Annotated in this window: 7 protein-coding genes and 2 pseudogenes; 2 read left to right on the top strand and 7 right to left on the bottom strand. The window is 66.1% G+C overall.

Annotated features, from left to right (window positions below; all coding sequences use genetic code 11):
* Nucleotides 1-127 precede the first annotated feature (127 nt).
* The 5 genes and pseudogenes from AVMA1855_RS07885 to AVMA1855_RS07865 all read right to left on the bottom strand — a co-directional run.
* Nucleotides 128-733 (bottom strand): annotated as a pseudogene (locus AVMA1855_RS07885) (helicase C-terminal domain-containing protein); the annotation flags it as partial.
* Nucleotides 734-972: 239 nt separating this feature from the next.
* Nucleotides 973-2,739, bottom strand: coding sequence for a hypothetical protein (locus AVMA1855_RS07880; protein ID WP_284425286.1), 1,767 nt, complete (start codon nucleotides 2,737-2,739; stop codon nucleotides 973-975).
* A 119-nt stretch (nucleotides 2,740-2,858) separates the two neighbouring features.
* Nucleotides 2,859-3,110: pseudogene (locus AVMA1855_RS07875) on the bottom strand (IS30 family transposase); the annotation flags it as partial.
* A gap of 227 nt (nucleotides 3,111-3,337) precedes the next feature.
* Entirely contained in the window at nucleotides 3,338-5,707 is a 2,370-nt protein-coding gene (locus AVMA1855_RS07870; RefSeq protein ID WP_284425285.1) for an ATP-dependent DNA helicase, read from the bottom strand.
* Nucleotides 5,707-6,612, bottom strand: a complete 906-nt coding sequence (locus tag AVMA1855_RS07865) for a hypothetical protein (protein ID WP_284425284.1) — start codon at nucleotides 6,610-6,612, stop codon at nucleotides 5,707-5,709. Before AVMA1855_RS07865 ends, AVMA1855_RS07870 begins: the two co-directional genes overlap by 1 nt.
* 206 nt (nucleotides 6,613-6,818) lie before the next feature.
* On the opposite strand from AVMA1855_RS07865, the gene AVMA1855_RS07860 reads away from it, so the two are divergent.
* Together AVMA1855_RS07860 and AVMA1855_RS07855 are read left to right on the top strand one after the other, a co-directional pair.
* The gene (locus AVMA1855_RS07860) at nucleotides 6,819-8,051 is read left to right on the top strand and encodes a serine hydrolase (RefSeq protein ID WP_284425283.1); all 1,233 of its coding nucleotides are present in this window, start codon (nucleotides 6,819-6,821) and stop codon (nucleotides 8,049-8,051) included.
* Nucleotides 7,933-9,105 carry a serine hydrolase gene (locus AVMA1855_RS07855; protein WP_284425282.1) on the top strand — a complete coding sequence of 391 codons (1,173 nt, stop codon included), beginning with the start codon at nucleotides 7,933-7,935 and terminating at the stop codon, nucleotides 9,103-9,105. Before AVMA1855_RS07860 ends, AVMA1855_RS07855 begins: the two co-directional genes overlap by 119 nt.
* Here the strand turns inward: AVMA1855_RS07855 and AVMA1855_RS07850 are convergent.
* Together AVMA1855_RS07850 and AVMA1855_RS07845 are read right to left on the bottom strand one after the other, a co-directional pair.
* On the bottom strand, nucleotides 9,102-10,817 hold the full coding sequence (locus AVMA1855_RS07850; RefSeq protein ID WP_284425281.1) for a tetratricopeptide repeat protein: 1,716 nt from the start codon (nucleotides 10,815-10,817) through the stop codon (nucleotides 9,102-9,104). The two genes, AVMA1855_RS07855 and AVMA1855_RS07850, sit on opposite strands and share 4 nt — an antisense overlap.
* Nucleotides 10,818-10,968: 151 nt before the next feature.
* Nucleotides 10,969-12,105 carry a M15 family metallopeptidase gene (locus tag AVMA1855_RS07845; RefSeq protein ID WP_284425280.1) on the bottom strand — a complete coding sequence of 379 codons (1,137 nt, stop codon included), beginning with the start codon at nucleotides 12,103-12,105 and terminating at the stop codon, nucleotides 10,969-10,971.
* Between the last annotated feature and the right edge of the window lie 14 nt (nucleotides 12,106-12,119).

Raw genomic sequence — 12,119 nt, 5'->3', positions numbered from 1 at the left:
CCGGGCCTGCAAGGCCCCTCATGCACCCAGGCGCAGACCGCTGCTGGGCCTCATCACGCTCAAACGGCTGCTGGCGCCCACTCATTCCTGTTCGGATTCGTCAAACATGGGGTTGTGAGAGGCTCCCGTAGGTGTAGTCGTAGCCCGCGCCGAAGAGGGCATGCATGCGCTGGCGGATCTGCTCGTTCACCGGGTTCATCTGCGGCAGTCCGAGCGTGGACAGGAAGGCGCCGATCAGGCGCCGGCCCGGCAGGTCGATGCCCTCGGAGAACGCGCCGCCCAGCACGGCGAAGCCGATGCCCTCGCCGCCCTCGGTGAAGCGCGCCAGGAACTCGCGCTGCCCGGCCTCCTGCATGCGGCGCGACTGCAGCCAGTGCGGCACCTGCGGGTGGCGCCGCACGAACGCCTCGGCCACCTGCTGCAGGTATTCGTAGCTGCTGAAGAACGCCAGGTAGTTGCCCGGCCGATCAGCGAACTGCCGCGCCATCAGGTCCGCGATCGGCACGAGCGAGGCGGCCCGGTCCGGGTAGCGCGTGGAGATGCGGCGGGCCACGGCCACGCGCAGCTGGGCGGCCTGGAAGGGCGAGGCCACGTCCACGCCGGCATGGCCGGCCGGCAGGCCGAGCAGGTCGGCGTAGTAGCGCGCCGGCTGCAGCGTGGCGGAAAACAGCGTGCTGGTGTGCGCCGCCGCGAAGCGCGGCGCCAGGAACGGCGCCGGCACCACGTTGCGCAATCGGATGCTACCAATTTAATTGCAACACGCCCTGGTTGAATATGCGCTGGAGGCCGATTTGAGGCCTAAACCTCTCTACCACTCACCAATCCGGCTACAGGCGCTGCACCACGGCTGCAGCCGTCGTTGGCCCTATTTATCGGCGCACTATCAGGTTTTTATTGTGTACCCAGAATCGAATCAAAAAATAACAGAGAACGGCGCAAAAAAATTTAAAATCAAGATGGACCATCCACATTCTAGGAATAAGCTCGCAACTGCATCGAGGCGAGCCTTGCAATTTTATCGCTTGTATCTTGAGAATTTTCAAAGAAACTCGGGCACATGTAGAAAATCGCCTGCTTCTCATTTATATAACCCTCCGTCCATCCGCTTGCAGAAGCTTTAGCGGCTTCATCAATATGAACAGCATAATAGCCATCTGCCTCTAGGTCCACCGCAAGATCCACTGAAATTCCGATGGTGTTGGCGCTAGACTGCCTATGAAATGCGACAGTTCCATGCCACGGTGTGCGCCCGTGACTTGGCGATACAGAGACTGAAAAATGCCCGATTGACTCTTGTTTCCGATGTATTGACATGCGCAATGCATCTGGGGCAATTACCGCCACATCATCAAATCCTGAAGGATTTTTTGAACCAGTATTCGATTCGTACGCGGCGCAGTATTCGGCCGCTCCATTAAGACTTGAAAATATAATTCGGCGACGAATTATCTCACTTGCCTCATTACTGGCGGCCTCATATATATTACTCATCATCACAACATAGTGACGAATATTTTCCGACGTGAATTCGTTGCCTGTGTTCAAAGTAGGATGTACGATAGAAAAAAGGATCGCTTCAAACAAGGTTGATAATTGAGGAGTCGTCGTGGATTCTGACAGAATGCGATGAAAATCTTCACGAGATCCTGCGATATAGAGTTTTTTCAAGCAAGCATCGATTTCCAACCGAAGTTGCTTTAGCCTAGCCTCGTAAAACTCGTTTTGAGTGTACCGATCTTCGCTTTGCATGCGATCAGCAATTTCCTCATATGCGACGAGCCGAAAATTTTCTTTGGGAAGCTGCAAAAATGAAACGAAATCCAGCAACAGCTTCCTGTATTTTGCAATGGTCGTCATGGATGTAGTCGAAAAGCACGGGTAGCGGCCAGCGTCTTGCACTCCCAATACTTGAACTCTCACGATTTTTGCCGCAAGGAAGGTCCAGCAGGTATCGAGCGAGATATTGGCTGCACTTAGTCGATCAAGAAGGTCGCCAAGAAGCTCATAATTGACCACCGAAATCTCACGCAGTTCGCGTACGGCCCTGACGAGTGCCTTACGTCGCGCCGCATAACTGGATTTGATAGGGCAACTTACCCTTGCTGCATCTAGAACCGAATCTGTGAGTCGGTTTCTATCAAAATTCGATAAACCGGGTGTTCGCACTACAATTGAATCGAGGCCGGTAGAACATATTTCCATCAAAATACGTTCACACGTCGCGCGAATCTTCTCCTGTGCGACCTCGCTAGCTCTTGCGAGTGCCGCAAGAAGTACCAAAGTGTAAACTTCACCTAGGTCAGGCAACGTACCTCTATTTTTTATAGGTGAGGCGGTGCGAAAAGGTAATAGCAATATTGCGAACTGGATTGTTCCGGAATCGATGTATTTTTTTATCTGATTTCTACGCTCAATCCTGCCAATGGAGCTTAAAGCCCCTCGACGGACGGAGTTGTCCGTCATCACTTCACAGATCAGTTCGCTCGCAGTTATTTTATCCCAACGGCCAGACGAGTTCATCCTTGAGATTGCCGCAGAAGACAGTTCATCCACTAGACGTTCGTAGAGATTAGAGAACACCCCACGCACAAAAGATTCAGCAGCTTCCGGCGAAATCGACACCCGTCTGTTCGATATTTTTCCTGTATCAGATTCGAGCCGGCGCAATATCGATTTAAGCCGGTCGAAAGTGCCGGCGTAACTGTCAGTATTGTATTCAATAATCATCGTCTCTTCCATATTATTTATTCTCATAATTTTGCTGACCGTGGCAGCACGCAACTCGAACTAGAGCACGAGATCGGTGTAGAGCACGAGATCGGTGGCGGATTCAAAAGTGAAGTGCAACACCTATGAGTTCAGTGAATGAGGATGGAGTGTTGCGGGCTGTTAATCAGCAGCTCACGGTACACAGCCAGAGGTGATCGTACCTCCAACCCTTTTCTAGGTTGGTTTTTGATTTCATCTGCAATCGCATCGAGCGGCTGTTGGCTGTAGATTCTCAGATCCGTCCCTTTGGGCAAATACTGACGCACCAGGCCATTCATGTTCTCGTTGGAGCCTTTTTGCCAAGGGCTGTGCGGGTCGCAGAAGTACACGGCAATGCCGGTTTGCTCATTGAGTTTCTTCTACCTTCGCCATTGTGTCGGCTCCGTCTTTTGGTGCTTTGCTTATTGCACATGGAGGGACTGAAATACCGTTCATCGCAGCCGCTGCCATCTCGGTGCTGCTGTTGGCACTGGTGTTCATGTCACACCGCTGGCCTCGCTCCTTTTTTCGCTATTGATTCAATAGCAATATGCCCTAGTGGAATATGCGCTGGAGGCCGATTGGAGGTCTAACCCTCCACGGCCCACCAGGCCGGCAGCAGCCGCTGCACCTCGGCCCGAGCGAAGCGGTCGTCGATGAGGTGCACCACGCCCTCGTCGCTGGGCGAGCGGATCACGCGGCCAGCCGCCTGCACCACCTTCTGCAGCCCCGGGTAGAGGTAGGTGTAGTCGTAGCCCGCGCCGAAGAGGGCGTGCATGCGCTGGCGGATCTGCTCGTTCACCGGGTTCATCTGCGGCAGCCCGAGCGTGGAGAGGAACGCGCCGATCAGGCGCCGGCCCGGCAGGTCGATGCCCTCGGAGAACGCGCCGCCCAGCACGGCGAAGCCGATGCCCTCGCCGCCCTCGGTGAAGCGCGCCAGGAACTCGCGCTGCCCGGCCTCCTGCATGCGGCGCGACTGCAGCCAGTGCGGCACCTGCGGGTGGCGCCGCGCGAACGCCTCGGCCACCTGCTGCAGGTATTCGTAGCTGCTGAAGAACGCCAGGTAGTTGCCCGGCCGATCAGCGAACTGCCGCGCCATCAGATCCGCGATCGGCACGAGCGAGGCGGACCGGTCCGGGTAGCGCGTGGAGATGTGGCGGGCCACGGCCACGCGCAGCTGGGCGGCCTGGAAGGGCGAGGCCACGTCCACGCCGGCATGGCCGGTCGGCAGACCGAGCAGGTCGGCGTAGTAGCGCGCCGGCTGCAGCGTGGCGGAAAACAGCGTGCTGGTGTGCGCCGCCGCGAAGCGCGGCGCCAGGAACGGTGCCGGCACCACGTTGCGCAGGCAGACCACCGAGCTGCCGGGCGCGCCGCCGGGGGCGCGGGTTACGTCCACCATCGAATGCGTGTCCAGGCACTCGGCCAGCCGCTGGGTGTGCAGCAGCTCCAGGTAGAAGGCCTGCAGCGCCGGGTCCATCTGCTCGGGGTGTTCCGCGAAATGGTCGGCCAGGGCGCTGCCGCACTGCTGCAGCGCGGCCAGCAGCGCGGCGGGGAAGGCCTCGTGCACGGCGTAGGCCCCCGGCTGCGCCTTGTCCAGCGCCACCCAGGCGCGGCGCACCTTGTCGAGCGCCTTCCTCACCGCAGGCACGCGGGCGGCGGTGTCCGAATGCCGCGCCTGGTAGAGCGAATCGGGCAGCAGCTCGGCCGTGTACATGCGGCGGCCGCGCTCCACGAGGTTGTGCGCCTCGTCCACCAGCACCGCCACGCGCCACTGGTTGGCCTGCGCCAGGCCGTGCAGCAGCGCGCCGGCATCGAAGTAGTAGTGGTAGTCGCCCACGACCACGTCGGCCCAGCGGGCGAGTTCCTGGCCCAGGTAGTAGGGGCACACGCCGTGGGCCAGGGCGGCGTCGCGCACGTGGGCCTGGTCTAGGAGAGGCCGGTCGCCGCCGCCCGTCGTGGGCGAAAGCGCCGCCGCGCGCGCGGCCGGCAGGCGGTCGTAGAAGCCCCGGGCCAGCGGGCACGACTCGCCGTGGCAGGCCTGCCCGGGGTGCTCGCAGGCCTTGTCGCGCGCGATCAGCTCCAGCACGCGCAGCGGCAGGCGGCCGGCAGGCGCCGGGGCCTGTGCGCCATCGCCCCCCGGCGCAGCGGCCGGGTCCGCCACGGGCTGCGCCGCGGCGATGCGGGCCAGCGCATCCAGCGCCACCTGCCGGCCCGAGGTCTTGGCGGTGAGGAAGAACACCTTGTCCAGCCGCCCGCCCGGCGCCGCCTTGAGCAGCGGGAACAGCGTGCCCACCGTCTTGCCGATGCCGGTGGGCGCCTGCGCCAGCAGGCAGCGCCCGGCGGTGGCGCTGCGGTACACGGCCTCGGCCAGGGGCCGCTGCCCGGTGCGAAAGCCTCCGAACGGAAACACCGCTGCGCGCAGCGCCGCATCGCGCGTGGCGCGGTGGGCCGCCTCCTGCTCGGCCCAGCCGAGAAAGCGCTCGCACTGCGCCTCGAAGTGGGCGCGCAGGGCGTCGGCCGTGCAGGGCTCGACCAGCACCGTCTCCTGCTGGCTGCCGATGTCGAAGTACACCAGGGCCACGTCGATCCGCGCGAGCTGCCGCGCCTGGCACAGCAGCCACCCATAGACCCTGGCCTGCGCCCAATGCAGCGCGCGGTGCGAGTCGGGCTGCAGGTCCAGCCGGCCCTTGAAGGTCTTGACCTCGTCCAGCCGGCCCGCGGCGGGATCGAACCCGTCGGCCCGGCCGCGCACATGCAGGTGGCGGTAGCGGCCCTCCAGCGCCACCTCGCTCTCGTAGCCCGGCCCGGCGCCCGCGCCCCGGCCCGCCATGCGCCGCTGGGCCACGGTGGCATGGCCGGCGATGCCTTCGAGCGCGGTGGGCGCGGGGGTGAAGCGCAGGTCCAGATCGCCCTGCTTGGCCGTGAACTCGCACAGCTCGCGCACGGCCACGGTGTACATCAGGCCGCGCCCTCGCAGGGGCCCGGCGCCGGCCCCCGGGCCGCCTCCCGCAAAAGGTCGGCATCCTCCAGGCCAGCGAGCCCCTCGCCCAGCAGCCCCTGCGCCGGCTCGCCCTCGCTGCGCAGCGGCGTGGCCTTGCACAGCGCCATCCAGACGGCGAACGGCAGGCTGCAGCCCGCGTGGCGGGCGGGGCGCAGCAGTTCGAACCGGCCGTGGTCGATCTCGCCGTGCAGCACCCACACGCCGAACTGCTCGGGAATCTCCTCGGGCGCGGCCACGCCGGCCGGGAACACGTAGTAGCACTCCTCGCACAGCCACTGGTAGGCCTGGCGCTTGGCGCAGTGCCGCAGGTCGGACAGCAGGTCGGCGCGGCTGGCCTTCACCTCGTGCACCATGGGCTGCAGGTAGGCGGGCACGGTGGTGTTGCGCACCGAGAACAGATCGGGCCGCGCCATGCGCCAGACCTGGGCGGCGGCGCGGGCCGGGGGCGCATCGGCCTCGTCGGCCCAAAGCCGTCCCGGTGCCGCGGCACGGCCCGCCACCGGCGTTGCGGCGGGCCCTTCGGCGGCCAGGGCCACCTCCGGGGGCGCCGGCTCGATGGCGGCGCGCAGCGACAGCTCGCGCCAGACGATGCGCCCAGCGCCCAGCAGGTGCTCGGCAAAGCGCTGGGCCAGCCGGTCGTGCGCGCTCAGGGCCCGCAGGCCGCGCTGGCGAGCCTCGGCCAGCCACTGGATGCCCGCGTCCGTCAGGCGCAGCACCGCGTGGCCCTCGAGCGCGGTATGCAGCGCGACCATGCGCGCCGCCAGCAGGTCGATCTCCAGCGCATCCTGGCAGGGCCAGCCGGCCGAACGCCAGATCTGCATCAGGCGGGTGCGGTGGGAACGGGTGAGCGTGGGCTCGGGCATGGTGGGGAGGCGGTGGGGGGGGCCGGGTGCGAAAGTGCGTGCGAGGGTGGGGGTGCGCAAAGGCACTGATTATAAAAACAGTGCCCACTGCCTGCCATGCGCTCCTGTCCCACACCCACGCCGCACGGGGTGTTACGCCGCCGGGCCGGGGGCCGGTGTACCTTGGCGGCTTCGCATTCCTTCCCGGTTGTCCTCACACGCCACGCATGCCCTCTACCGCCTTCGCACGCTTGCGCCCCATCGCCCTGGCCTGGACCACAGGGGCGGCACTGATGCTGCTGCCGCCCGCGCTCGCCACGCCGCCCGACCCCTCGCCCCCAGCGACCACCCCTGCGCCGCCCTGGGCCAAGGCCCTGCAGAGCGAGCTGGACCGCGTCGCCGCGCACAGCAGCGCGGCCTTCGGCGTGCACGTGCGCGACCTGGACACGGGGCAGTCCTTCTCCTTTCACGGCGAGGAGCGCTGGTACCTGGCCTCGTCCATCAAGGTGCCGGTGGCCATCGCCGTGCTGCGCGGCGTCGAGCGCGGCGACTACACGCTGGACACGCCGCTCACCCTGCGCGCCACCGACTACGTGGACGGCGCCGGGCCCGCCAAGAACCAGCCGGTGGGCGCGGCGCTGAGCGTGCGCTGGCTGCTGGAGCAGATGATCGTTTACAGCGACAACACCGCCAGCGACATGCTGATCGACCTCGTCGGCCTGCGCGAGGTGAACGCGCTGGTGCAGTCGGTGGTGCCGGGTGGCTTCGAGCGCATCACGCACCTGGCGGACGTGCGGCGCCAGGCCTACGCCCAGCTCACGCCCGAGGCCGTGCACCTGTCGGGGCGCGACTTCATCGCGCTCCACCAGCAGCGCACCGATGCCGATGTGAAGGCCACCCTCGCACGCCTGCTGCGGGTGCCGGCCGATGGCCTTCGGCCCCTGTCGGTGGGCGAGGCTTACGAGGCCTACTACGCCAGCGGGCTCAACTCCGGGCGGCTCGATGCGTACGCCGAACTGCTCGCGCAGCTGGTGGAAGGCAAGCTCCTGGAGCCGCGCCACACGGCCTACCTGCTGGGCGTGATGGAACGCGTGAAGACGGGTCCCAACCGCATCAAGGCCGGACTACCCACCCGTGCGCGCTTCGCCCACAAGACCGGAACGCAGCGCGCCCGAACATGCGACTCGGGCCTCGTGACGGTGCCGCGCCTGCCGACAGACCGGCGCGTGATCGTGGTGGCCTGCACGCGCGGCGAACTGTCCACGGCCCGGTCCGACCGCACGCTTCGGCAGGTCGGCATCGCCCTCTGCCAGTCGGGCCTGTTGTCGGATGGAAAACCCCATGAAACTCCCTGCCAAACCGTGCCGAGCCGCGCCGCGGCCCCTTCCGGCACCGCGGGCCCGGGGGGCCACCCTGGCCCTGCTGGTCCTGGCGCTGGCGTGGACGACGACCCACCCTGAGCCCGCCCACGCCGCGCCCGCCTGGGCCGATGCGCTGCGCCAGCAGGTGGAACGCATCGAACAGGCCACGCCCGGCCAACTGGGCCTGTACGTCAAGCGGCTCGACAACGACGAGACCTTCGCGCATGCGGCCGACCGGCCCTGGTACCTGGCCTCGTCGGTCAAGCTGCCCGTGGCGATCGCCGTGCTGCAGGAGGCCGAGGCCGGCCGCCTGCGCCTGGACCAGCAACTCGTGGTGCAGGCGCGCGACAAGGTCGACGGCTCGGGCGCCGTGGTCTGGCAGCCCGAAGGCACGCGCCACAGCGTGCAATCGCTGCTGCAGCGCATGCTGATGGAGAGCGACAACACGGCCGCCAACATGCTCATCCGCGCGGTGGGCGAAGACACGCTGAACCAGCGCGCGCAGGCCCTGCTGGGCGGCCGCGGCGTGGGCCGCATCACCAACTTCACCGAGGTGCGCTACCAGGTCTATGCCGAGGCCCACCCCGACGCGCGCCGGCTCTCCAACATGGACTTGGTGCGCATCGCAGGCGCTCCCGTGGGCCCCAAGCGCCTGCAGGCGCTCGCCCGCACGCTCGGCGTGGCGCCCTCCGCGCTGCGCGTGCAGACCCTGGACGAGGCCTACGACCGCTACTACCGCACGAACCACAACACCGCCACGCTGGAGGGCTACGGCGCCATGCTGGAAAAGCTGGTGCGCGGCCAGCTCGTTTCGCCGGCGCACCAGCAACTGCTCTACAAGGACCTGAAGTTCGACACCTACGACGCCTACCGCCTGGAGGCCGGCCTGCCGCGCACCGTGCGGTTCATCCACAAGACCGGCACGCAGCTGCACCGGGCCTGCCACATGGGCGTGATCGACCCGCAGGACAACGGGCGCAACGCCATCGTGGTAGCCGCCTGCGCCGAGGGGCTGGACGAGATGAAGGAGGCCGGCAAGGCCTTCGAACAGGTGGGCCGCGCGATCACGCAGACGATGCTGCAGGACCGGATACCGGCCAAGGGCCGCGGGACACCGGCGGGGCCCCAGGCGGGAAGCAGGCCGCCGCTCTAAGCCGCCTGCAGCCGCGCGGCGCGCTCTGCGGAGCGCTGCATTTCCGTGGCCCGCAGCGATGCCATCTGGGCCAGGATCTGCTGCTGCTTTTCCAGCAGGCGGGGCCCGTGGATGCCGTGCACGTCGCCCGCCAGGCCCCGCGCCACCGCACCGAGCGCCTTCTCGAAATCCGCGCGCTGCTGCCAGGCATAGGCCAGGTTGAGCTGGGTGCGCGCGTCCTTCGGATCGATGCGCTGGGCCTGGAAGTACGCCTCCTGGGCCTCGCCATGCCGCTCCAGGCAGTAAAGGCAATCGCCCAGGACGTTCCACAGCCAGGCGCTCAGCCACGGGTTGATGTCCAGCGCGCTGCGCGCCAACTCGATGCCTGCGGCGAAGTCACGCAACTGGATGCCCACGAACTCCGCCACCTCGCCCAGCAGCCGCCAGTCCCGCGGATTGCGCGCAATGGCCAGGCGGTAGCTTTCGAGCGCGGCATCCTGCCGGCCGGCCTGCAGGTGCCCGCGCGCGTCCTGCGCCGGGCCATCGAAGAACTGCTGCGCATCGGCGCAAAAACGGTTGCCGAACGCCGCAATGGTGCGCTCCTGCTCCGCCTTGACCAACAGGCGGGCATGGATGGCGCGCGTGGCATCGCCCTCCGGCACCACCACGCGCCAGCCGTCGCGGTCGAACAGTTGCCCGAGCAGCGGGAAATTCAGCCCGATCGCGCTGGTCTTGCCGAAGCGCTGGGGCGCCGCCGACTCCGCAGCTGCCTGGGGCGTGCTGGCACCATAGTCGTTGATGAGGATGAAGCCCCCGTCCACCAACTGCCCCTGCAGCGTGTGCAATGCGCCGAATGCCCCGTGGTTGACCAGCAACTTCGGCACCGGATCGGCCCGCTCCAGCGCCTGCCCGGCAAATAGCGGCAGTTCGCCCTCCAGCGGGAAGAAGTCCACCTCGTAATCGAACAGGCCCGCCAGCGGCAGCAGCAATGCGCGTTGGTCCGGATCGTGGGCATTCGCCAAGGCCCGGATCTCCTCCAGGCCCAAGGGGGTGTACTGGCGCACCAAGTCGGCGTTGTCGGTCAGCCGGGTGCGCACGCGCAGTTCCTCGATGCGTTCCCCCTGGCGGCGCAGCACCGTGGCGGGCAGCACGTCGAGCACGTAGTTGCAGAACACGGCCTGCAGCGCCTGCAGCGACTGGACCCTTCCGTCAGCGAGGCGGATCTCGGTCGGCCGGGTGGCATCGCATCGCGCCATGACCACCTGTGCCCCGAATGCATCGAACATGCGGCGCTCGCGCCACTGCGCCAATGTGCGCTCGGACGCATCGGTGACGAAATACACCAGTTGCCTGTCGAAGGCACGGCCTTCCTGCTGGCACAGCTGATTGAAGGCCTGCAGAAAATAGCGGGCGAACAAGCCGCAGCCCGCGCCCAGTTCGAGCACATGGATCGGGCCGGCCGGCTCGGTCGACACGCAGTGGTTGAACAGCAGCGCGGCCGCGTCTTCCGACAGCCGCCCACTGTTGTTCACCACGAACGGCACTTCGTTCTCGGCGAACGCCAGCAGCCCCGCCCGGGCCCAATGCAGATGGCCCAGGTCCCACTCGATGCTCTCGGCGATGGGCCGGAAACCCTGAAGCTCGTGCGAGGCGACCTTGACGCAAGACAGCACGTCCTGTGGAGAGCGCGGTCCCGAAGGCATCGCGCTGGCGGACTCGGAATCGAAAGGCAAGGGGATGCGCGCGGCACCCTCCAGGGAAAATTCATTTCTCAAGATAGGGGCCCTCGGGCATGGAATGTCGAACGGCAAAACTTCGCAGGGGCGAAGACGCCTGCAGGTACGGACCGTCCAAGGCACCGAGGCCCGGTCCGGGACCCGTGCATCAGGGCACGGCGGTCCACTTCACCCAGTTGTCATCGGCGGCCTGGAAGTCCGCCTTCAGCGTCTTGCGCATGGCGTCGACCTCGGCCTGCGCAATGTCGGCATCCTTGACCTGCTTTCCGGTGGCCGCGGTTCGCGCCTTGGCCAGGTCGGATTTCGTCACCGCCGCGTTGCCGGCCCAGATGGCTTTCGCCGTGCCGACATTCGCCCAGTATTTGCCCTGGGACTGCAGGTCGGCCTGGTAGGCCGCTTTCCAGCGCATGTTGCTCGCGGACACCGCGTTCAACAGCTGGGCCAGCGATCGCTGGTTGCTCACGCCCTTCTGCGCGAACGCCTGCAGATGCACCCGCTCGAAGTTCAGCGGCAGCAGCCCTTCCTTGGCGGCCAGCAGATCGCGCTCGTTCCACCAGCGGGTCGCTTCGCCGGCCTTGGCGGCTTCGAGCCCGTTGAGCCAGTCGGCATCGGTGGCGATCACCCCGTTGCCCTTGACCCACTGGAACCGCCGAAAGCCGATGTCCGCCGCGCGGCCGAAGTTGTGGTTGCTCTCGCCGGGCCCGGCATTGGTCTGCGTCTCCGCCGCCTGCTGGGCGAAGGTGCGGCGGCGGCCCGTGGGCGTGATCCACAGGACGATCTCGTGGGTGTCATACATCTGCTGCACCAGGTTGGACAGCTTGGCGCGAAAGGTGGGCTCGTACTCCGCATCGCTGGCGATCGCCGCCTTGCTGGTGGCCGCATCCTTGGCATCGGCCGCGATGTACACCGTCTTGGAGCCGGGGGAAGAGCGCATCGCCTGGTGCGTGGCCGGCAGCATGGCATTGATTTTTTGCAACGTCGCGCTGCCAGGGGCGACCAGACCCAGTGTCTCCTGGGCTCCGCCCGCCGCAGCCGGCACGGGTGATACGGCCGCAGGCCCTTTCGCTGCAGCGGCCTTGGCGACCGGGCTCTGCGCCAGCTTCTGGTCGATCTGAAAGCGTTCGATCGCCGCGCGGGTCTGCCCACCGTAGCTGCCGTCGTAGTCCACGCTGAGGTAGGGCGCATTCTTGGCGTCCTTGATGACCCGCAGCATGGCTTGCAGAAGTGCCACGTCGTGGCCCTGGTTCTTGGCGCCTTCTCCGACGCTGTCCTTGATGTCCGGCATGGTGCTCCCTCGGT

The sequence above is a fragment of the Acidovorax sp. SUPP1855 genome (assembly GCF_030158955.1).
Taxonomy (GTDB): Bacteria; Pseudomonadota; Gammaproteobacteria; order Burkholderiales; family Burkholderiaceae_C; genus Paracidovorax.
This window is presented reverse-complemented; position numbering and strand designations above follow the sequence as displayed.